Here is a 20,919-nt window from a genome sequence, read left to right as displayed (position 1 = left end):
TCGTGCCACCGCCCGCTGGGCGCTGAACCCTTTTCCTGTTGGAGCACTGCAATGAGTCGTCATCCCGAAGCGGAAAACCTGAAGAACAGCCTGCAAGCCAAAGGCGTGAAGTACGCCATGGCCAGCTACGTGGACATTCACGGCGTGATCAAGGGCAAGTTCGTGCCGCTGTCCCATCTCGGGCAGATGCTCGGCGGCTCCGAGCTGTACACCGGCGCCGCGCTGGATGGCGTGCCGCAGGACATCAGCGACAATGAAGTGGCGGCCATGCCCGACCCGGCCAGCGCCATCCAGTGCGCTTGGAACAAGGACCTCGCCTGGTTCGCCAGCGACCTGTACCTGGACGGCAAACCGTTCGCCGCCTGCTCGCGCGGCGCGCTGAAGCGCCAGACCGATGCCGCCGCGGCCATGGGTTACACCTTCAACCTGGGCATCGAGACCGAATTCTTCATCTACAAGGACAGCGCCGACGGCGGCTTCGAGCCGATCAGCGTGCGCGACGACCTGGCCAAACCCTGCTACGACCCGCGCGGGCTGATGGACAACATGCACATCATCGGCGAGCTGGTGGAGGCGCTGAACGAGATCGGCATGGACGTCTACTCCTTCGACCACGAAGACGCCAACGGCCAGTTCGAGACCGACTTCAAGTACGCCGACGCCATGACCATGGCCGATCGTTTCGTGTTCTTCCGCATGCTCGCCAACGAGATCGCGCGCAAGCATGGCGCCTTCGCCAGCTTCATGCCCAAGCCCTCGGCCAAGCGCACCGGCAGCGGCGCGCACTACAACATGTCGCTGGCTGACCGCGAGACCGGGCGCAACCTGTTCGAGCCCGACGGCGACGACCTGCACGACTGCGGCGTGAGCAAGCTCGGCTACCACTTCATCGCCGGCGTGCTCAAGCATGCCCAGGCCATCTGCGCGGTGATCGCGCCGACCGTGAACAGCTACAAGCGCCTGGTGCGCAAGGGCAGCATGTCCGGCTCCACCTGGGCGCCGGTGTTCGTCTGCTACGGCAACAACAACCGCACCAACATGTTGCGCATCCCGTCGCAGGGCGGCCGCGTCGAGTGCCGCGCCGCGGACATCTCCTGCAATCCGTACCTGGGCGCTGCGATGATCCTCGCCGCCGGCCTGGAGGGTGTACGCGAACAGCTCGAGCCGGGTTTGCCGCACCGCGAAAACATGTACAACTACACCGAGAAGCAGGTCGCCGAGATGAACATCGAGTGCCTGCCGCGGACCTTGAGCGAGGCCATCGATGCCTTCGAGAAGGACCCGCTGAGCCGTGAAGTCTTCGGCGACAGCCTTTTCCAAGCCTTCGTCGACTTCAAGCGTGACGAATGGAATGCCTATCACACCCACGTATCCGACTGGGAAATCCAGCGTTATCTGAAATTCTTCTGACCATTCTTCGACCGAACAAGGAGCTGCACATGTCGTTCAAGACACTGAAAACCCTGCTCTGCGCCACCGGCCTGGCCTGCGCCAGCCTGCTGCCGATGGCCGCGCACGCCGAACAGAAGCAACAGTTCAACCTGGCCTGGACCATCTACGCCGGCTGGATGCCGTGGAAGTACGCGGAAGAGTCCGGGATCATGAAGAAATGGGCGGACAAGTACGGGATCGAGGTGAAGATCACCCAGATCAACGACTACGTTGAATCGATCAACCAGTTCACCGCCGGCCAGTTCGACGCCGTGGTGCTGACCAGCATGGATGCCCTGTCGATTCCCGCCGCCGGTGGCGTCGACAGCACTGCGCTGATCGTCGGCGACTACTCCAACGGCAACGATGGCATGGTCATGAAGGACGGCGACCTGAAGAGCATCAAGGGGCAGAAGGTCAACCTGGTCGAACTGTCGGTCTCGCATTACCTGCTGGCCCATGCGCTGGAAAGCGTCGGCCTGAGCGAGCGCGACGTGCAGGTGGTCAACACCTCGGATGCGGACATCGTCGGCGCCTTCGCCAGCAAGGACGTGCGCAACGTGGTGACCTGGAACCCGCTGCTCGATGAAGTCGAGAAAACCCCCGGCGCCAAGCTGGTCTTCGATTCGAGCAAGATCCCCGGCCACATCAAGGACTTGACCCTGGTGAACAGCAAGACCCTGGCGGACAACCCGGCCTTCGGCAAGGCCGTGGTCGGTGCCTGGTACGAAGTGATGGGCATCATCGCCAGCGACACCAAGGAAGGCGCCGACGCCCGCGCGTTCCTCGGCAAGGCCTCGGGCACCGACCAGGCCGGCTACGAGTCGCAGCTCAAGGGCATGAAGATGTTCTGGAAACCGACCGACTCGCTGAGCTTCATCGAAAGCGAAGAGGCCTACAAGGCGATGGACAGCGTCCGACACTTCTCCTTCGACCACGGCCTGCTGGGCGAAGGCGCCTCCAGCGTCGACTTCATCGGCATCAGCATGCCCAACGGCAAGCTGCTCGGCGATGCCGGCAACACCAAGCTGCGTTTCGACACGACCTACATGCAGATGGCTGCCGATGGCAAACTCTGAGAACCTGTCTGCGACCTGCGCACCGGCCTCCGGCGCGCCAGACTGTTGACCGGTTCCGAGGGCGCATCCGCCTCCCGCATGGGGGGTTGGACGGCCTGACGCCTGGACCAAGGAGGCCCCTTCCCGGGGCCTTCCATTACCTACGAATCCGCTATGCGCCGCACCAAAGAAGACGCCGAGAAAACCCGCCTGAAAGTCATCGAGGCGGCGCTCGAACAGTTCAGCAAGACCGGCTACTCGCGCACCACCCTGGCGATGATCGCCGACGCCGCCGGCTTCAGCCGCGGCCCCATCTACTGGCATTTCAAGAACAAGGACGAACTCTACGAGGCCGTCCTGCACTATTCCCAGGAGCCGCTGGAGCACCTGGTGGCGCAGAGTACGGCGTTGGCCGACACGCCGCTGGAAGCCATCCGCTACCTGATCGCCCACTGGTTCAGCCTGTTGATCGAGAACCGCTGGCACCGCCAGTCCTTCGAGATCCTGCTGAACAAGACCGAGCTGACGTCCGAAGTCGCCGGCACCATGCGCCGCGAGCGCAAGCTGACGCGCGCCATCGTGCACTGCCTGGCCAGCCACATCAGCCTCGCCCGCGAGCGCGGCGAACTGGGCGGCGAGCAACCGGCGGAGGACTGCGCGGCGCTGCTCTACAGCGCGCTGATGGGCATCACCCAGACCTGGCTGGCCGACCCCAAGCTGTTCAGCCTGAAAAAGAACGCCGCCTTCTTCACCACCAACCTGATGCAGCTGTTGCCGACGAAGGGCTGATCTTGGACAGCGGCGGTCGTGTGGATGGTCTGGTGATCGTTTGGTGGGCTGAAGCCCACCCTACGGGTTCGGTGAGGGTCGCGTGGGCTGATGCTCATCCTACGGGTTCGGTGAGGGTAGGGTGGGCTTCAGCCCACCATCCCCAACGCCCGCATGAGTCTCCTGCCCGCACTCCGCAACGGGTCACTCCCCAAACACCCCCTCGATCCCCGCACCGCCGCCCCAATCCGCCGGCAACATTCCGTGCTTCACATACCGATGAAAACTCGAATGCGGCCAATCCCCGACGCGCTTCACCAGGCCATGTCTGACCGGGTTGCAGTGGATGTAGTCGATGTGCCGCGCGAGGTCTTCCTCATCGCGAATGCGGTGCTCCCAGAACCTTCGTTGCCAGAGCCCTTTCTCGCGTTCGCGCTGCTTGCTGGCGGCTAGCTTCTCCGCCGCCGGTAAGCGCATCGAGAAGCCGGCCTTGATCAGGCTCCAGCGCGGCGAGTAGGCGTGATCGTGCGGCGGCAACGTCCAGAGTGCGTGCAGGTGATCGGGGAGGATGCAGATGGCCGGGGTGTCGAACGGCGTTCGCTTCATCGCGGTGGCGTAGGCCTGGCGCAGGTCGTGGATGGCGTCGACCAGCAGGGTGGAGCGGCGATCGGCGAGGGTGACGGTGAAGAAATAGGTGCCGCCGGGCATCCGTTCGCGACGGTAATTGGGCATGCGGCAATCCTTTGCCTGGCGACGTTCGGTGTGGCGCGGTGGGCTGAAGCCCACCCTACGGGGTTCGGTGAAGGTAGGGTGGGCTTCAGCCCACCAGTCCCAGCTCCAGCCCCAGCTTACCCGCGCGCGCCGCGCACGCCTTGCGCCAGCTCCGCGCAGAGGCCGAGCACGCCGTCCACTGCCTGCTGCGGGGTTTCCGCCTGGGCGATCCGGTCGATCAACGCGGAGCCGACCACCACGCCGTCGGCCAGGCGCGCGATGGTCGCCGCGTGGTCCGGGGTGCGGATGCCGAAGCCGATGGCGATCGGCAGGTCGGTGTGGCGGCGCAGGCGGGCGACGGCCTGCTCGACGTGTTCCAGGGTCGCCGAGCCGGCACCGGTGACGCCGGCCACCGAGACGTAGTAGACGAACCCGGAGCTGCCGTTGAGCACGGTCGGCAGGCGCTTGTCGTCGGTGGTCGGGGTGGTCAGGCGGATGAAGTCGATGCCCGCGGCCTGCGCCGGATCGCAGAGGTCTTCGTTATGTTCCGGCGGCAGGTCGACGACGATCAGGCCGTCGACGCCGGCTTCCAGCGCCTCGCCGATGAAGCGCTCGACACCCATCTTGTGGATCGGGTTGAAGTAGCCCATCAGCACCAGCGGCGTGGTCGAGTCCTCGACGCGGAATTCGCGGACCATCTGCAGCGTCTTCGCCAGGTCCTGCTTCGCCGCCAGGGCGCGGATGTTGGCCAGCTGGATCGCCGGGCCGTCGGCCATCGGGTCGGTGAAGGGCATGCCCAGCTCGATCACGTCGGCGCCGGCCTTGGGCAGGCCCTTGAGGATCGCCAGCGAGGTGGCGTAGTCCGGGTCGCCGGCGGTGACGAAGGTGACCAGGGCGGCGCGGTTCTGTTGCTTCAGCTCGGCGAAGCGCGTCTGCAGGCGGCTCATATATGTTCTTCCTGTTCGTCGTAGTGGTGCATGACGGTTTGCATGTCCTTGTCGCCGCGGCCGGAGAGGTTGACCACCATCAAGTGATCCTTCGGCAGGCCAGGGGCGCGCTTGAACACTTCGGCCAGCGCGTGGGCGCTTTCCAGGGCCGGGATGATGCCTTCCAGGCGGCAGCATTTGTGGAAGGCGGCGAGCGCTTCCTTGTCGGTGATCGAGGTGTACTCGACGCGCCCGATGTCGTGCAGCCAGGCGTGCTCGGGGCCGATGCCGGGGTAGTCGAGGCCGGCGGAAATCGAGTGCGCGTCGATGATCTGGCCGTCGTCGTTCTGCAGCAGGAAGGTGCGGTTGCCGTGCAGCACGCCGGGCACGCCGCCGTTCAGGCTGGCCGCGTGCTGGCCGGTCGCGATGCCGTGGCCGGCGGCTTCGACGCCGATGATCTGCACCGATTGGTCGTCGAGGAACGGATGGAACAGGCCCATGGCGTTGGAACCGCCGCCGATGCAGGCGACCAGCGAGTCCGGCAGGCGGCCTTCCTGGGCCTGCATCTGGTCACGGGTTTCGCTGCCGATCACCGCCTGGAAGTCGCGGACCATCGCCGGGTACGGGTGCGGGCCGGCCACGGTGCCGATCAGGTAGAAGGTGGAGTCGACGTTGGTCACCCAGTCGCGCAGGGCTTCGTTCATCGCGTCCTTCAGCGTGCCGGTGCCGGCGGTGACCGGGATCACCTCGGCGCCCAGCAGCTTCATGCGGAACACGTTGGCCTGCTGCCGATCGATGTCGGTGGTGCCCATGTAGATCACGCACTGCAGGCCGAAACGCGCGGCCACGGTGGCGGTGGCCACGCCGTGCATGCCGGCGCCGGTCTCGGCGATGATGCGTTTCTTGCCCATGCGCCGGGCCAGGAGGATCTGCCCGATGCAGTTGTTGATCTTGTGCGCGCCGGTGTGGTTCAGCTCCTCGCGCTTGAGGTAGATCTTCGCGCCGCCGCAGTGCTCGGTCAGGCGTTCGGCGAAATACAGCGGGCTCGGCCGGCCCACGTAGTCGCGCTGGAAGTAGGCCAGCTCCTTGGCGAAGGCCGGGTCCTGCTTGGCCTTCTCGTATTCGGCGGCGAGGTCGTGGATCAGCGGCATCAGCGTCTCGGCGACGTACTGCCCGCCGAACGAACCGAACAGGCCTTTGGCATCGGGGCCGTTGCGGAATGAGGTCATGGGGGAGCTCCTGTTTGGCTGCCCTCTCTCGCTTGCGAGAAAGGAGCTGGGGGAGAGGATGACGCACATGCTACCGATGTGGGCCAGGATGAAAAGCGATAAGATCGCCTCAACCTGTCAGGAAAACTCACGAATATGAGCCGCGACCTTCCTCCGCTGAATGCCCTGCGCGCCTTCGAGGCGGCCGCCCGCCTGGAGAGCGTAAGCCAGGCGGCGGAAGAGCTGCACGTCACCCATGGGGCGGTCAGCCGGCAGATCCGCGCGCTCGAGGAGCACCTGGAGCTGGTGCTGTTCGTGCGTGAAGGGCGCGGCGTAAAACTCACCGAAGCGGGCGTTCGTCTGCGCGATGCCGCCTCCGACGCCTTCGAGCGCCTGCGCGGCGTCTGCGCCGAACTGCGGCAGGCGGCGGTGGACCGGCCGTTCGTGCTCGGCTGTCCGGGCAGCCTGCTGGTGCGCTGGTTCATTCCGCGTCTCGACCGGCTCAACCGCGAGCTACCGGAGCTGCGCCTGCAGTTGTCCACCAGCCAGGGCGAGCTGGACCCGCGCAGCCCCAACGTCGACGCCACCCTGTTGTTCGCCGAGCCACCCTGGCCGGCGGACATGCAGGTGCACGAGCTGGCGCGCGAATGCATCGGACCGGTGCTCAGCCCGCGCTATGCGCGCTTCGCCGACCTGCAGGCGGCTGCTCCGGCGCGTTTGCTGGATGAGGCGTTGCTGCACACGGCCTCGCGTCCGCAGGCCTGGCCGGAATGGGCGCGCGCGCAGGGGCTGGACGAGCAGTCATTGCGCCTGGGGCAGGGTTTCGAGCATCTCTATTACCTGCTGGAAGCGGCAGTGGCCGGCCTCGGCGTAGCCATCGCGCCGCAGCAACTGGTGGCCGACGACCTCGCCGCCGGGCGCCTGGCCGCGCCCTGGGGCTTCGTCGAAACGCCAGCGCGGTTGGCGCTCTGGGTGCCCACCCGGCGCAACGACCGCCGCGCGGAGCGCCTCGCGGAATGGTTGCGCGGGGAGTTGTAGGGGGCAACGTAGGGTGGGCTTCAGCCCACCAAGTCGGGTTGGCAATGGTGGGCTGAAGCCCACCCTACGACGTGCGTTTCCTGTAGGGCGGGTGCAACCCGCGCGCGCCCTGGGCTACGGAAGGTGCGCATAGCGCACCCTACGAGGTGCAACGGCCCGATCCGGCGAGCGTTTTCGCGTTCAGAACGAGTACCTGGCCGTCAGCTTGAAGTTTCGTGGGTCGCCGTAGATGTCGTACGGGCCCCAGGTGCTGGTGGCGATGCTGCGGTAGTAAGTCTTGTCGAACAGGTTGTTGACGTTCAGCTGCAGGTCGAGCTGGCGGGTGGCCTGGTAGCCCAGCACCAGATCCGCGATGGCATAGGCGCGCTGTTCGTTGGTCTTGGCCTCGTTGTAGATGCGACTTTGCTGGTAGACGTTGCCACCGACGCGCCAGCGGTTGAGTTCGCCGGGCAAGGTGTACAGGGTCGACAGCTTGAACATCTGCTTGGGCGAATAGGTGTCGAAGCGCGTGCCTTCCACCGTCGGGTCGGCATCCTTCTTGTACGTGGCATCGACGAAGGTGTAGCCGGCGCCCATCTGCCAGTTGGGCGTGAGCGCTCCTTGCACTTCGAGTTCGATGCCTTTGCTGCGCACCAGACCGGAGGCCTCGGAGCAGGATTCCGAGGGGTAGGTGGGGCATCCCGACTGGTCGTCCAGGGCGACCGCGCGGTTGGTCTGGTCGATCTGGAACAGCGCGATGCTGGCATTCAGGGCGCCGTCGAAATACTCGCCCTTCAGGCCGATCTCGTAGTTTTCGCCCACGATGGGCTCGATCACCTGCCGGTTTATGCCCTTGGCGGTCTGTGGCTGGAAGATATCCGTGTAGCTGGCGTACACGGAGTGGTGCTGGTCCAGTTCGTAGATCAGCCCGGCATACCGGGTGACATTGCGCACCACCTTGTAGTCGCCGGCGTCGCCATCGTCTTCGTCGTAGTCGTACCAGTCCAGGCGACCGCCGAGGATCAGTTTGAGCGGGTCGGCCAGGCTCAGGCGCGTGGTCACGTAGGTGCTGTCCTGGGTGGTGACATCGGTACTGGAGGCCGAGCTGACGGCCAGCGCTGGTTTCGGGTTGCCGCGGGGATTCCAGTTGTAGGGGTCGACAGTGCCCGGCAGGTAACCGCCGCCGAAGTCGCCAAGGGTGTATTCGAGGCGGCGCTTGCTGGCGCCCACCACCAGTTCGTGCTCGCGCCCCAGCAGTTGGAAGGGTCCGCTGGCGAACACGTCCAGACCGTTTTCTTCCTGCTCCATGGTCTGCGCCCACAGATAGCGCCGCGAGTTCCAGATCGAGCTGGCCAGCGCGTCGTCGTCCGTATCCGCATGCAGGGCCGCCACGCGCAGCGTCCAGCCGTTGTCGAAGCGGTGTTCTAGGTTGCCGGACACGCCGACGGTGCGGTCGTCCAGGTACTCCCAGTCGTTACCGAGGAAGGTGTCGCGCGGGACGTCCAGGTGGCCGCCGTCGGCGGCCAGGGGCAGGCCGCCCCAGAAGAAGTTGGTGTGATTCTTCTGCCGATAGGCGCGCAGGGTCAGCGTGGTGTTCGCGCTCAGGTCCGCCTCGCCCGTGGCATAGAACAGGTTGTGGTCCTCCTCCACGGCATCACGGAAGTTCTGGGCATCCTGATAGGTGGTGACCACGCGTCCCCGCAGGGTACCGGCGTCGTTCAGCGGTCCGCCGACATCGGCGGTGATGCCGTAATCGTCCCAACTGCCGGCGCTGGCGCTGACAGTGCCCTGGAACACCGGGGTGGGGCGCTTGTAGACCAGGTTGATCGCTGCGGAGGGATTGCCCGCGCCCTGCGTGAGGCCGGTCGCTCCGCGCACGACCTCGACCCTGTCGTACATCGCGAGGTTCGCCGTCGCGTTGGGCATGTAGGTCAGGACACTGGTCGGGAAGCCGTCGTACATGAGGGTGCTGACGGCGAAGCCACGCGACGTGAAGGACGTCCTGGCGACGCCGCCGGAGTTGTCGACGAACAGTCCCGGCGTGCTGCGCACCGCGTCTTCGATGGTGGTCATGCCTTCGTCGTCCATCCGCTGGCGGGTGATCACCGTCACCGATTGCGGCGTCTCGCGCAGCGACAGCGGCAGCTTGGTCGCCGTCTGCATCTGCCCGGTGGTGTAGGAGCCGCTGCCTTCGGTGGTGTCGGAGAGACCGCTGCTGCTGACGTTGATCCCGTCCAACTCCAGCGCGCTGCTCCTTTCGGGCGCCAGCTCCAGCGCGTAATTGCCCTGCGCGCGGGTCGCCCGCAGGCCGGTGCCGGCTAGCAAATGGGCGAGGCCGTCGTTCACCGTGTAGCTGCCGCTGAGTCCCGGGCTGCTCTTGCCGGCGGTCAGGCGCGAGTCCACCGAGAGCAGGATGCCGGCTTCGCTGGCGAAGCGGTTGAGCGCCTGGTCCAGATTGCCGGCCGGAATGGCGTAGCCGCGCGCCTGTTCGCTGGCGGCGGATTGCGCCAGGGCGCTCGGCGATGACAGCAGCGGGGTGGCGGCCAGCAGGCTGGCGAACAGGGCAGGGGTGATCGAACGGCTCAGTTGCGAGCGTTGTAAGGGCCGGTGCGGCATTCCTATTGATCCTCTTGAGAATGCTTCTTGATTGAATTCAAGAGGTATCCCGAACGAGCCGGGAAAAGCGTCAATCGGCGGGACGATTTTTGTGGCTGGCCGCCGCGCCAACCTCCGTCGTCCGTCTCAGGCGCGGGCGCGGACGGTGACCCAGTAGCGCGTCAGGCTGTGCACCTCCACGGGCAGGGACCGTTGCAGCGCAGCGAGCACGCGCTCGGTGTCGGCCAGGGGGAACACGCCGGTCAGCGGCAGATCGGCCACCTGCGGATCGCAGCGCAGCACGCCGGGGCGGTGACGCGAGAGTTCGGCGATGAACCGGCCCAGCGGCATCCGTTCGGCAACCAGCCGGCCTTCGCTCCAGGCGATGGCGTTGCGGTCCGCGGCTTGCACCGCGCCCGCTCCGTCGGCGCTGAACCACAGCGCCTGGCCAGCCTGCAGGCGTAGCGCCGCCGCGTGGCGTGGGCGGATTTCCAGTTCGCCCTGGTAGAGGCCGACGCGCGTGCCGCCGCCGACTTCCTGCACCGAGAAGCGCGTGCCCAGCGCCTGCACGTCGCCGCTGGGGGTTTCCACGATCAGCGGGCGATACGGCGCGATGGCCTCGTGGCCGCTGCTGAGGAGGATCTCGCCGGCCAGCAGGCGGATGCGTCGCTCGCGCGCGCTGAACAGGATGTCCACCGCGCTGCCGCTGTTCAGGTCCAGGCGGCTGCCGTCGGAGAGCTCGCGATGCAGGCGTTCGCCGGTTCCGCTGCGCAGATCGGCCAGCGTCTCGCGCCACGGCAGCTGCGCCTGGGCGAAATAGCCGCTGCCGCCGGCCACCAGCAGCACGCCGAGCAGCTTCAGGGTTTGCCGGCGCCGCGCGTCGGGCATCTCGCGCAGCACCGTGCAGGCCATCTCTGCGGGCACGCCGGCCAGGGTGCCCTGTAGCCGCTGCAGGCGCTGCCAGGCGCGCTGGTGTTCGGGGTCGGCGGCCTGCCAGGCGGCGAAACGGCGCTGCGTGGCGCCATCCAGTTCGCCGCCCCAATGCACCATCAGCCAGTGGCTGGCCTGCTCGACGATGGCGGGGGCGATGGGAGGATCGGTGGCGGGTTTCATTCGGCGTAGAGCACCTGATAGCAGGCCTGGATCGCGCGGATCATGTACTTCTGCACCGAGCTGACGCTGACCTGCAGGCGCTCGGCGATCTGCGGATAGGTCAGCCCCTCGAACTGCGAGAGCAGGAAGGCCTCGCGAACCCTGGGCGGCATGCCGTCGAGCATGGTGTCGATGCGCAGCAGGGTCTCGATGACGATGGCGCGGGTTTCCAGACAGGGTGTTTCGGGCTCCGGCAGCGCTGCCAGGCTTTCCAAGTAGGCCTGTTCGATGCGCTGGCGCCGCCACTGGTCGATGACCAGGTTGCGCGCGATCTGCGCCAGGTAGCTGCGGCCCTCGCCGACGCCGGGCAGGCGCCGCGTCACCAGCAGGCGCAGGAAGGTGTCCTGGGCGATATCCGCCGCCCGCTCGCGATCGCCCAGCCGCCGCCGCAACCAGCCTTGCAGCCAGCCATGGTGGTCCTGATAGAGCGCACCGAGCTGCGCATGGGACGCCGGTTCGGGAAATGCCGTGGACATCCCGCCTCCTGGAAAAGATCTCAAATAAGAACGTGTCGCAATTCTACGGGTGCGGCGGGGTGATTGGGAATTCCCGAGTGCAGGGCGCGCGCCACGATGCCTTTCGGCTGACGATGGGCCGATGCCACCCGGTGGAGGATGGATGAGCCGCTGGAGCGACCTGCGTACCCGACACTCTCCCGTCGCGGCAAATCAGGCGCCGGGTAACCGACATCGCGCCCTGGCGGCGAATTCGGGTTGAACCGGAGCAGGCCTGGCCCGTCGAACGCCAGTAGCCTTTTTTGGAGTGCAGCGCCCATGACCGTCCCCAGCCCGCGTCTGGCGACGCCGGTACTGCCGAGTCGTCCGGTGGCCTTCCTGATGCATTACGTGCGTCAGCGGCCCTGGCACTTCGGCGGCATGTTCCTGCTCATCGTCGGCGCTTCTGGCTGCGGCGTGGCGGTGCAGTACGGGATGAAGCTGCTGGTGGACGCGATGGCCACCGACGACCGCGTCAACGCCGCGGTATGGCCGCCTCTCGCGGTGTTCATCGGCCTGATCGTGCTGGAGAACGCGTTCTGGCGCGCCGGCGGCTGGCTCGGCTGCCGCACCGTGGTGTCGAGTTGCGTCGACGTGCGCGTCGACCTGTTCCGCTACCTCACCGGCCACCCGATGCGCTACTTCAGCGAACACTTCGCCGGCGCGCTGGGCAACCGCATCACCGCCACCGGCACCGCGGCGGGCTCCATCTTCGGCGGGCTGGCCTGGCGCATCATGCCGCCCTGCGTGGATTTCGCCGGCGCGGTGCTGGTGCTGCTGACCGTCGACGTGCGCATGGCGGTGACGCTGATCGGCTTCGTGCTGCTGGTGGCGGCGCTGATCACCGGGTTCGGCATCCTCGGCCGCTCCAAGCACCAGCGCTTCGCCGCCCAGGCCGCACGGGTCGGCGGCGAGCTGGTGGACGTGGTCAGCAACGTTTGGACGATCAAGGCGTTCTCCGCCCGCGAACGCGAAAGCCGCCGCCTGGCCGAGGAGATCGGCGTCGAGGCGCTGGCGCACCGGCGCAGCTGGATGTACCTGGAAAAGGCCCGGGTGATCCACGACATCTGCCTGTCGGTGATGGCCGGCGGCATGCTGATCTGGGCGATCAGCCTGTGGCGCACCGGCAACATCAGCGCCGGCGACGTGGTGATGGTCAGCACGCTGACCTTCCGCATCCTGCACGGCTCGCGCGAGCTGGCGCTGGCGCTGGTCGACACCACGCAGCAGCTCGGCGCCATCGCCGACACCCTGAAGATCATCGTGCAGCCGCACGCGCTGGACGACCCGGAAGCCAACCTGGCGCTGTCGCAGGGGCAGATCGAGTTCCGCGACGTGACCTTCCGCTACCCCGACGGTCGTCGCGTGTTCGAGCATTTCGAGCTGAGCATCCCGGCGGGGCAGAAGGTCGGCATCGTCGGCTCCTCGGGCGCCGGCAAGTCGACCCTGATCAGCCTGATCCAGCGCCTCGACGACCCGCAGGCCGGGCGGGTGATGATCGACGGCCAGGACATCAGCGAAGTCAGCCAGGACAGCCTGCGCGAGCGTCTGGCGGTAGTCCCCCAGGAAGCCGCGCTGTTCAACCGGACGATCCGCGAGAACATCCGCTACGGCCGTCCGGACGCCACCGACGAGGACGTGGTGATGGCCGCGAAGAATGCCTTCTGCGACGCCTTCATCCGCGAGCTGCCGCAGGGCTATGACACCCTGGTGGGCGAGCGTGGGGTGATGCTCTCCGGCGGACAGCGCCAACGTCTGGGCATCGCCCGCGCGTTCCTCAAGGATTCGCCGATCCTGATCCTCGACGAGGCGACCTCGGCCCTGGACACCCATTCCGAAGCGGAAATCCAGGCCGCCCTGGCCGACCTGATGCAGGGCCGCACCGTGGTGGCCGTGGCCCACCGGCTGTCCACGCTGGCCAGCTTCGACCGCATCGTCGTGCTACAGAAGGGCGTCATCGTCGAGGACGGGCCGCCCGACGAGCTGCGCCGCCAGGGCGGGCTGTTCCAGTCGCTGTGGACGATCCAGGCGGCCGGCTTCAAGCACGAGCAGTCGGACCGCGGCTGAGCCATGCGCCGTGAAGCGGTGGACTCGAGCAGCCTGCGCAGCGTCGGTTACCGCGAGGACAGCGCCGAGCTGGAGGTCGAGTTCGCCAGTGGCGCCTGCTATCGCTACGCCGGGGTGCCGCCGGAAGTCCATCGGGCGCTGCTCGCCGCGCCGTCCAAGGGCACCTGGTTCAACCGCGAGTTCAAGGCCTTCGGCTTCGCCTACGAGCGACTCGCCGACTAGCGCGCCGCGCCGGAAAACGCCGCCTCGTTCATGCCATCGAACTTTTTCCGTGCATCTCCGGCCTGATTAAGTAGGCGGGCCAGCCCGCGACGCTTCAATCACTCATCCCAAGGGGAGAAAGGCATGTCGGATCATCACACCTACAAGCTGGTCGAGCTGGTTGGCTCATCCACGACTACCATCGAAGATGCCATTAGCAACGCACTCGCCGAGGCGTCGAAGAGCGTCAAGCTGATGGAGTGGTTCGAAGTCGTCGAAACCCGTGGCCACATCGAGAACGGTGCGGTCGCGCATTACCAGGTCACCATCAAAGTCGGGTTCCGTGTCGAGCACAGCTAAGGCGCTGAAGACGGGGAAACCAGGGTCGTAAACCAACGAGGGAACGAAGATGAAAAGAGTACTGATGGCAGTGGGCTTGAGCGTGCTGGCTTCCTCGGCATTCGCCGCCGGCAAGCCCTGTGAGGAACTGAAGGCGGAAATCGCGGCGAAGATCGAGGCCAAGGGCGCGTCGGGCTTCACCCTCGAGGTGGTCGACAAAGGCGCGGCGGCGGATGGCAAGGTGGTCGGCAGCTGTGAAGCTGGCAGCAAGGAAATCGTCTATCGCAAAGGCTGATTTCCTCGCGCACGAGGTACGAAAACGGCCCGAATCGGGCCGTTTTTTTTGCGCGGAGGCGATGTTCCGTTAGAAACACACGCCGCAGGTTGCCCCGCGCCAGACCGTAGGGTGGGCTTCAGCCCACCAATGATCGCCGCCGATACCCAGGCGGGCGGCGGTGGGGCGGATAGCGGTGGGCTGAAGCCCACCCTACGAACCGAGATATCAGGCGCCGTGCAGTTCCCCGAGGATTTCGTAGGAGCGCAACCGCGAGGCGTGTTCGTAGAGGTCGCAGGTGAAGATCAGCTCGTCGGCCTGGGTCTGTTCGAGGAGGATTTCCAGCCGCGCGCGCACCTTTTCCGGCCCGCCGATCACCGCCATGCCGAAGAAATTCCCCACCGCATCCTGCTCGTGCGGCAGCCAGCGACCGCGCATGCTTTCCACCGGCGGGCGCAGCACCAGGCTTTCGCCGCGCAGCAGGGCGAGGATGCGCTGGAATGCGGTGGTGGCGAGGAATTCGGCCTGCTCGTCGTCGTCCGCGGCGATCAGCGGAACGCCGAGCATCACGTAGGGTTTGTCGAGCACCGCCGAAGGCCGGAAATTCTCCCGGTACAGGCGGATCGCCTCGTGCACGTAACGCGGCGCGAAGTGCGAGGCGAAGGCGTAGGGCAGGCCCTTGGCGGCCGCCAGTTGCGCGCTGAACAGGCTCGATCCGAGCAGCCAGATCGGCAGGTTGCTGTCGGCGCCGGGCATCGCCACCACGCGCTGGTTCGGCTGGCGCGGGCCGAGCAGCCTTTCCAGTTCCTCCACGTCGCGCGGGAAATCGTCGGCGCTGCCCATGCGGTCGCGACGCAGCGCGTGGGCGGTGAACTGGTCGGCGCCGGGCGCGCGGCCCAGGCCGAGGTCGATGCGTCCCGGGTACAGCGCCTCCAGGGTGCCGAACTGTTCGGCGATCACCAGCGGCGCGTGGTTCGGCAACATGATCCCGCCGGCACCGACGCGGATGCTCGACGTGCCGCCGGCCAGGTAGCCGAGCAGCACGGCGGTGGCGGAACTGGCGATGCCGTCCATGTTGTGGTGCTCGGCGACCCAGAAGCGGGTGAAGCCGAGCTTCTCGACGTGGCGCGCCAGCGACAGCGAATTGCGCAGCGCCTGGGCGGCGTTGCCATCGTCGCGGATCGGCACCAGGTCGAGGGTGGAAATACGGGTATTGGCGAGTCGGGACATGTCGTTCACCTCGTTGTATGAGGGCTAGATGCGGGCGCGGCATGCCGAAGACAAGCCCGCACGCCGCAATCCCGACGGACGCGGCGCTGGTCCGCCGTCAGCCCTTGTCGGGCTGCGCGCAGGGAATCTGCGCGGCGTAGCGTTTCTCGTAGCGGCTCAGCAACGGCTGGGTGGTCAGGCCGTGGACGAGGATGCTCAGCGCGACCACCGACAGCGTCAGGTCGGTGACGTCCACCCGCGCCGACTCCTGCAGGTGATGGTTCAGCGCGTAGCACAGGTAGTACAGGCTGCCGATGCCGCGGATGCCGAACCAGCCGAGCAGGCGCCGCTGCGGCCGGGTGACCAGGCTGCGCGGGAACACCAGCCACACCGACAGCGGCCGGATTACCGCGAACAGCGCGAGGCCCAGCGGCACCGCGCGCCAGTCCCAGTGCGCCGTCAGCACCACGCCGAGGATGGTCACCAGCAGCACTTCCAGGCTGCGTTCGAGCAGGTTGCCGAAGCTGAGGATGTCGCTCATCAGCACGCCGGCGGCGATCTTCGGCTCGTCGATGCGCATGCCGTCGACGTCGAGCTTCTGCGGGATCTCGCCTGCCAGGCGCGGCAGGACCTTGCGCGTGATGTGCTCGGCCGGCTCGGCGGCATAGCCGCTGGAGGAAATCTCCGCGTGACGCAGGCCGACGCCCGCGGCGAAGGTGGCCAGGAAGCCCCAGGCGCCGATGGATTCGGCGATCACGTAGGACAGCGCGATCAGCGCCAGGGCGAGGAAATCGTTGGGCGAGATGCCGGTTTCGGCGTGCCGCGCGCGCAGGTAGATCGCCAGCCGGCCGACCAGTTTGCCGAGCACGAAACCGCTCGCCAGCCCGGCCGGCACCGCCCACAGCAGGCGCTGCCAGAACCAGTCGTCGACCCACGCCCAGGAGCCGCCGCCGTATTCGATCAGCAGCAGGCCGAAGACCACGAAGGGGAAGGCCACGCCGTCGTTGAAGCCGGCCTCGCCGGTGAGGCCGTAACGCACGCGGTCGCAGTCGCTGGCGTGGTTGACCTGCACCAGGCTGGCGAGCACCGGATCGGTGGGGGCGAGGATCGCGCCGATCAGCACCGCGACGCCCCAGCTCAGGCCGAAGCCGTAATGCCCGAGCAGCGCCACGCCGCCGATGCACAGCAGCATCACCGGGCCGACCAGCAGGTAGGCGCTGAGCCAGGCTGGGTCGCGGAACGGCAGGCGCAGCTTGATCCCGCTGGCGAACAGCGAGACCAGTACGGCGACTTCGGCGAGGTGCTCCAGCCAGACCGAGATCTGGTCGAAATCGGCATGCCAGAGGCCGATGCCGAACTGGCCGATGACAACGCCGAAGGCCAGGTAGAGGATCGAGGTGGTGACCGGCAGCCAGCGCAGGAATGCCGAGGCCAGGGCCAGCGCCAGCAACAGGAGGCCGAGCACGGCCATCCATTGGGTGAAATTCATGGGAAACGAGTAGCCCGCTCATCGAGCCCGGAGTAGGCCCACGGTTTTTCGATGCCCGGGCGGCGGTTCAGGTTCCGCCGGGTTTCAGTAGGGGCCGCAGCGCAGCAGCTTGGCGCTCGCCAGCGGCTCGCGCCCTTCGCCATACAGCCAGCCCTGCGCCTTGAGCACCAGCGGCCGCGCTTCCAGGCGGTAGCGCTGGCCGGGGATGAAACCGTCGTAGCGCACGCGCAGGTAGCAGGTGACCTGGGACGGGCCGCTGGAATCGACGCCGCCGCCGCGGTTGACCTCGTACTGATAGCGCACGTCCAGCTCGTGGGCGCCGGGGCCGACCTGGAAGTAGCGCGCATCGTCGAGGCGCTTGCCGTCCAGCCGATCGGCCGAGATGTCGCCGACCGGCACCGCCCGCACGTCGACCCAGGCGAGGTTCGGATCGGGTTTCGGAAGCGCCGCCGCGCAGGCGTGCAGCAGCGGCAACATCAGGAAAACGGCCAGGTTACGCATCGTGGAGTCCTCGTCTGGGGACCGCAGAATAACCGCTATACGCCACCGCAGCGTTGTTCCTGGCCACGGCCGAGCAGTTGGTTCTGCTGGTCGTAGAGTTTGACCCACGGGCGGAAGCCCCATTCGCCCGCCTCCAGGCGATAGCGACCGCCGGCATCGAAGTCGTCGTACTTGAGCGTCAGCCGGCAGTCGCGCTGCAGCGGCTGGTCGTGGCCGGTATTCGCCGCGCTGACCTCGAAGCGATAACGCACCGTCAGCGCGTGGCTACCCGGCTCGACCTGGAAGTAGCGATCGTCCTCCAGCGGCTTGTCGTCCACTTCCAGCGCCAGCGGCGGGACGCCCTTGGCATCGAGGTCGACCCAGGCCTGGTTCGGGTCGGGCCTGGGCATCCACAGCGAGCATCCGTGCAGGGTCAGCAGGCTCAGGCAGAGAAGGGCGGCACGCATCGGCGTCTCCAGTCGGGGTGATCGAAGCGCGGCGGCGCTGGAGCGCACTGCCGCGATGGGATAGGGTCGCCGGCATGTCGCCGCCAAATATCCCGTTACTCGACAACCGCGCCCTGCGTTGGGTTCCCCTGCTGCTGTGCCTCGCGTTGAGCGGTTGCTCCAGCTATTACGGGCAGTTGCTGCAGGGCCAGCTGCAGGTGCTGCGCCAGCGCGAACCCATCGACGCGGTGCTCGCCGACCCCGCGCGCGACCCGCACCTGCGCCAGCGGCTGGCGCTGGCGCAGCAGGCGCGGCGCTTCGCCAGCGCCGCCCTGCACCTGCCGGACAACCGCAGCTACCGCGTCTACGCCGACATCGGGCGGCCGTTCGTGGTGTGGAACGTCTTCGCCACGCCGCGCTACTCGCTGGCGCCGGTGGAGCACTGCTTCCCCATCGCCGGCTGCGTGGCCTATCGCGGCTATTACCAGCAGGGCCGGGCGCGCGGCGCCGCGGCGCTGCTGAGCGAGGAGGGGCTGGACACCTACGTCGGCGGCGTCGAGGCCTACTCGACCCTCGGCTGGTTCGACGATCCGCTGCTCAGCAGCATGCTGCGCTGGGACGACGACCGCCTCGCCGCGACGATCTTCCACGAGCTGGCGCACCAGCAGCTTTATGTGGCCGACGACACCGCGTTCAACGAGTCCTTCGCCAGCTTCGTCGAGCAACAGGGCCTTCGCGAGTGGCGCATCGCCCGCTGCCTGCCAGCGCCGGATGCCCGTCAGGAGCGGCAGCGTCGACAGTTCACCGAGCTGATCCTGACCAGCCGGGAACGCCTGCAGGCCCTCTACGCCGAACCGCTCGACGCTGCGCAGAAAGGGGCCGGAAAGGCCACCGAGTTCGAGCGACTGCGTGCCGAATATCGCACCCTGCGTGATGGGCAGTGGGGCGGTGACACGCGCTACGACGCCTGGATGGCGCAGCCGCTGAACAATGCCCGCCTACTGCCGTTCGGTCTCTACGACCAGTGGGTGGAGGCCTTCGCCGTGCTGTTCCAGCGGGCGAATGGCGACTGGCGCGAGTTCTATCGGCGCGCCGCGGAAATCGGCCGGTTGCCGGCGGCCGGGCGGGAACAGGCGCTGGCGTCCTTGCTCTAACCCAGCTAGAACAGCCTGATCGAGCCCCGGGGAGACCTACATGAAGCGCTGGACAGTGGCCGCCATGGCCACGCTGCTGTGTCACACGGCGCTCGCCGCGCCCAAATCCTGCGAGGAGCTGAAGCAGGAGATCGAGGTGAAGATCCAGGCCGCCAATGTCACCAGCTACACGCTGGAGATCGTACCGGTCGCCGACGTCGAGGACGCCAACATGGTGGTCGGCAGCTGCGAGGGTGGCAGCAAGAAGATCATCTACCAGAAGAACGACTGACGGCGCCGCGCGGCTTGCGAGAGAGGGCGTTTTCATAAGAGAATAAATGATAGGAATTATCATTTAGGTTCTGTCCTTGCGCTCCCCCGATCAGGCCGTCGACATCGCCACCCAGCAAGCCGTGCAGGTGCTCTATCGCGAGCACCACGACTGGCTGCGGCATTGGCTGCGCAGGCGTCTGCCCTGCGGGGAGAACGCTGCCGACCTGGCCCAGGACACCTTTGTCCGCGTGCTTTCCAGTCGCCAGGCGTTCGATCTGCGCGAGCCGCGCGCCTATCTGAGCAGCATCGCCCGCAGCCTGATGATCGACGGTTTCCGCCGCCGCGCCCTCGAGCAGTCCTACCTCGATGCCCTCGCCGCGCTGCCCGAGCCGTTGGACATCTCGCCGGAAGCGCGCGCGCTGATCATCGAGACCCTTTTGGAGATCGACCGCCTGCTCGACGGCCTCGGCCCGCGCTGCCGCGAGATATTCCTGCTCGCCCAGCTCGACGGTCTCAGCCATGTGGAGATCGGCCGGCGCCTGGGCGTATCGACTAACACGGTGCGCAAGTACGTGGTACGCGGCCTGACCCAGTGTCTGCTGCTGATGGGCGACTAGGCATGGGCAGCATCGCGCAACCCTCGCTGGCCGTATTGCAGGCCGCCGCCAATTGGTACCTGGACCTGCAGGCCGCGCCGCACTGCGCCGCCACGGGCGAGGCGCATCGGCGCTGGCTGGAGGCCGACCCCGCGCACCGTCAGGCCTGGAGTCGCATGGAGCGCCTGCAGGGCAAGCTGGGCGGCCTGCCGAACGGTATCGCCCCGGCCGCGCTGCGTGGGGTCGACGGTCGCCGCCGTGCCAGCCTCAAGCTGCTCGGCCTGCTGCTGCTCGGTGGGGGTGCTGCCGGCCTTGGCTGGCAGTCCGCGCCCATGCGCAGCGTGCGCGCCGACGAGTACACCGCCGTTGGCGAGCGCCGCAGCCTGCGTCTCGAGGATGGCGGCCAGGTGCGCCTGAACAGCGACACTGCCCTCGACATCCGCTACGGCGAGCGCCTGCGCGAACTGCACCTGCGCCGTGGCGAGATCCATGTGCAGACCGCCAAGGACACTGAGGACCGGCCCTTCGTGGTGCACACCGAACAGGGCAGCATCCGCGCCCTGGGCACCCGATTCCTGGTGCGCCAGGACGGCGAGCGCACCCAGGTGCGCGTGCTGCAGCACACGGTGGAGGTACGCCCGCTGGACGCGCCGGACCGGCCACTGCGCGTCGAGGCTGGCCAGCAGCTGTGGTACGGCGCCACGGCCTGCGGCGCCATCGAGCCGTTGGAGGCGCATGCCGATGCCTGGCTGCGCGGCATGCTGGTGGTCAGCGACTGGGCGCTGCCGCGTTTCATCGACGAGTTGGCGCGCTATCGTCCGGGCCTGCTGTCCTGCGACCCGGCGCTGGCCGGGCTGCGCATCTCCGGCGCCTTCCAGCTGGCCGACAGCGACGCGGTGCTGGACAACCTGCGCAGCACCCTGCCGCTGCGCGTGCGTCGGCTGACCCGTTACTGGGTGCGGATCGAGCCGGCCTGAACCGACGCGAAAATATTTTGCCTGGGGTGTTGTTGATTTCGTTTCTCATTCGACTTGGTTAGGAAAGCGCCCGTA

At 67.2% G+C, this 20,919-nt stretch carries 22 protein-coding genes; 12 read left to right on the top strand and 10 right to left on the bottom strand.

Annotation, left to right across the window (positions count from 1 at the left end; translation table 11 throughout):
- Nucleotides 1-51: 51 nt before the first annotated feature.
- The 3 genes from glnT (at nt 52) to BLV15_RS03255 (ending at nt 3,278) form a co-directional block, all read left to right on the top strand.
- Nucleotides 52-1,410 carry a type III glutamate--ammonia ligase gene (gene glnT, locus BLV15_RS03265; protein WP_090224585.1) on the top strand — a complete coding sequence of 453 codons (1,359 nt, stop codon included), beginning with the start codon at nt 52-54 and terminating at the stop codon, nt 1,408-1,410.
- 29 nt (nt 1,411-1,439) lie between these two features.
- Nucleotides 1,440-2,510, top strand: a complete 1,071-nt coding sequence (locus tag BLV15_RS03260; protein WP_090224584.1) for a putative urea ABC transporter substrate-binding protein — start codon at nt 1,440-1,442, stop codon at nt 2,508-2,510.
- 153 nt (nt 2,511-2,663) lie between these two features.
- Nucleotides 2,664-3,278 carry a TetR family transcriptional regulator gene (locus tag BLV15_RS03255; RefSeq protein ID WP_090224582.1) on the top strand — a complete coding sequence of 205 codons (615 nt, stop codon included), beginning with the start codon at nt 2,664-2,666 and terminating at the stop codon, nt 3,276-3,278.
- A gap of 183 nt (nt 3,279-3,461) precedes the next feature.
- On the opposite strand, the gene BLV15_RS03250 is transcribed toward BLV15_RS03255, so the two are convergent.
- The 3 genes from BLV15_RS03250 to trpB form a co-directional block, all read right to left on the bottom strand.
- A complete protein-coding gene (locus BLV15_RS03250; protein WP_090224580.1) occupies nt 3,462-3,989 on the bottom strand; it encodes an REP-associated tyrosine transposase in 528 nt (175 codons plus the stop codon).
- 116 nt (nt 3,990-4,105) lie between these two features.
- Nucleotides 4,106-4,915 (bottom strand): tryptophan synthase subunit alpha, encoded by an 810-nt coding sequence (gene trpA / locus BLV15_RS03245; protein WP_090224579.1) that lies wholly within the window; start codon nt 4,913-4,915, stop codon nt 4,106-4,108.
- Nucleotides 4,912-6,123: a tryptophan synthase subunit beta gene (trpB, locus tag BLV15_RS03240; RefSeq protein ID WP_090224577.1), complete on the bottom strand. Its 1,212-nt coding sequence runs from the start codon at nt 6,121-6,123 to the stop codon at nt 4,912-4,914. The genes trpA and trpB overlap by 4 nt, the downstream gene beginning before the upstream one ends.
- A gap of 135 nt (nt 6,124-6,258) precedes the next feature.
- Here trpB and BLV15_RS03235 point away from each other — a divergent pair, with 135 nt between their 5' ends.
- Complete coding sequence (locus tag BLV15_RS03235; protein WP_090224575.1) at nt 6,259-7,140, top strand: LysR family transcriptional regulator; 882 nt, start codon at nt 6,259-6,261, stop codon at nt 7,138-7,140.
- Nucleotides 7,141-7,320: 180 nt separating this feature from the next.
- On the opposite strand, the gene BLV15_RS03230 is transcribed toward BLV15_RS03235, so the two are convergent.
- The 3 genes from BLV15_RS03230 to BLV15_RS03220 form a co-directional block, all read right to left on the bottom strand.
- Nucleotides 7,321-9,735: a TonB-dependent siderophore receptor gene (locus BLV15_RS03230; RefSeq protein WP_090224573.1), complete on the bottom strand. Its 2,415-nt coding sequence runs from the start codon at nt 9,733-9,735 to the stop codon at nt 7,321-7,323.
- Nucleotides 9,736-9,861: 126 nt separating this feature from the next.
- Nucleotides 9,862-10,827 carry a FecR domain-containing protein gene (locus BLV15_RS03225; protein ID WP_090224572.1) on the bottom strand — a complete coding sequence of 322 codons (966 nt, stop codon included), beginning with the start codon at nt 10,825-10,827 and terminating at the stop codon, nt 9,862-9,864.
- A complete protein-coding gene (locus BLV15_RS03220; RefSeq protein WP_090224569.1) occupies nt 10,824-11,342 on the bottom strand; it encodes a sigma-70 family RNA polymerase sigma factor in 519 nt (172 codons plus the stop codon). The genes BLV15_RS03225 and BLV15_RS03220 overlap by 4 nt, the downstream gene beginning before the upstream one ends.
- Before the next feature lie 297 nt (nt 11,343-11,639).
- On the opposite strand from BLV15_RS03220, the gene BLV15_RS03215 reads away from it, so the two are divergent.
- The 4 genes from BLV15_RS03215 to BLV15_RS03200 all read left to right on the top strand — a co-directional run bounded on the left by BLV15_RS03215 (nt 11,640) and on the right by BLV15_RS03200 (nt 14,262).
- Entirely contained in the window at nt 11,640-13,427 is a 1,788-nt protein-coding gene (locus BLV15_RS03215) for an ABC transporter ATP-binding protein (protein WP_090224568.1), read from the top strand.
- A gap of 3 nt (nt 13,428-13,430) precedes the next feature.
- Entirely contained in the window at nt 13,431-13,649 is a 219-nt protein-coding gene (locus BLV15_RS03210) for a KTSC domain-containing protein (RefSeq protein WP_090224566.1), read from the top strand.
- Nucleotides 13,650-13,772: 123 nt separating this feature from the next.
- The gene (locus tag BLV15_RS03205; RefSeq protein WP_090224565.1) at nt 13,773-13,988 is read left to right on the top strand and encodes a dodecin; all 216 of its coding nucleotides are present in this window, start codon (nt 13,773-13,775) and stop codon (nt 13,986-13,988) included.
- A 49-nt stretch (nt 13,989-14,037) separates the two neighbouring features.
- Nucleotides 14,038-14,262: a DUF1161 domain-containing protein gene (locus tag BLV15_RS03200; RefSeq protein ID WP_090224563.1), complete on the top strand. Its 225-nt coding sequence runs from the start codon at nt 14,038-14,040 to the stop codon at nt 14,260-14,262.
- A 207-nt stretch (nt 14,263-14,469) separates the two neighbouring features.
- Here the strand turns inward: BLV15_RS03200 and BLV15_RS03195 are convergent, their stop codons facing one another.
- From BLV15_RS03195 to BLV15_RS03180, 4 genes are all read right to left on the bottom strand, one after another.
- On the bottom strand, nt 14,470-15,471 hold the full coding sequence (locus BLV15_RS03195; protein ID WP_090224561.1) for an LLM class flavin-dependent oxidoreductase: 1,002 nt from the start codon (nt 15,469-15,471) through the stop codon (nt 14,470-14,472).
- A 97-nt stretch (nt 15,472-15,568) separates the two neighbouring features.
- Nucleotides 15,569-16,939, bottom strand: coding sequence for a cation:proton antiporter (locus tag BLV15_RS03190; RefSeq protein ID WP_090224559.1), 1,371 nt, complete (start codon nt 16,937-16,939; stop codon nt 15,569-15,571).
- Nucleotides 16,940-17,023: 84 nt separating this feature from the next.
- The gene (locus BLV15_RS03185; RefSeq protein WP_090224558.1) at nt 17,024-17,440 is read right to left on the bottom strand and encodes a PA0061/PA0062 family lipoprotein; all 417 of its coding nucleotides are present in this window, start codon (nt 17,438-17,440) and stop codon (nt 17,024-17,026) included.
- A 35-nt stretch (nt 17,441-17,475) separates the two neighbouring features.
- Nucleotides 17,476-17,886, bottom strand: a complete 411-nt coding sequence (locus tag BLV15_RS03180) for a PA0061/PA0062 family lipoprotein (RefSeq protein ID WP_090224556.1) — start codon at nt 17,884-17,886, stop codon at nt 17,476-17,478.
- A gap of 74 nt (nt 17,887-17,960) precedes the next feature.
- On the opposite strand from BLV15_RS03180, the gene BLV15_RS03175 reads away from it, so the two are divergent.
- The 4 genes from BLV15_RS03175 to BLV15_RS03160 all read left to right on the top strand — a co-directional run bounded on the left by BLV15_RS03175 (nt 17,961) and on the right by BLV15_RS03160 (nt 20,844).
- Complete coding sequence (locus BLV15_RS03175) at nt 17,961-19,019, top strand: aminopeptidase (RefSeq protein WP_090224554.1); 1,059 nt, start codon at nt 17,961-17,963, stop codon at nt 19,017-19,019.
- Nucleotides 19,020-19,059: 40 nt separating this feature from the next.
- Complete coding sequence (locus BLV15_RS03170) at nt 19,060-19,290, top strand: DUF1161 domain-containing protein (protein WP_090224553.1); 231 nt, start codon at nt 19,060-19,062, stop codon at nt 19,288-19,290.
- Nucleotides 19,291-19,366: 76 nt separating this feature from the next.
- The gene (locus BLV15_RS03165) at nt 19,367-19,888 is read left to right on the top strand and encodes a sigma-70 family RNA polymerase sigma factor (protein WP_090224551.1); all 522 of its coding nucleotides are present in this window, start codon (nt 19,367-19,369) and stop codon (nt 19,886-19,888) included.
- A gap of 2 nt (nt 19,889-19,890) precedes the next feature.
- Nucleotides 19,891-20,844, top strand: a complete 954-nt coding sequence (locus BLV15_RS03160) for a FecR domain-containing protein (protein ID WP_090224549.1) — start codon at nt 19,891-19,893, stop codon at nt 20,842-20,844.
- Nucleotides 20,845-20,919: the final 75 nt, after the last annotated feature.

It is taken from the genome of Pseudomonas kuykendallii (genome assembly GCF_900106975.1).
Taxonomy (GTDB): domain Bacteria; phylum Pseudomonadota; class Gammaproteobacteria; order Pseudomonadales; family Pseudomonadaceae; genus Pseudomonas_O; species Pseudomonas_O kuykendallii.
Note: the sequence above shows the minus strand (reverse complement) of the source record. Positions and strands in the feature narration are given on the sequence as shown.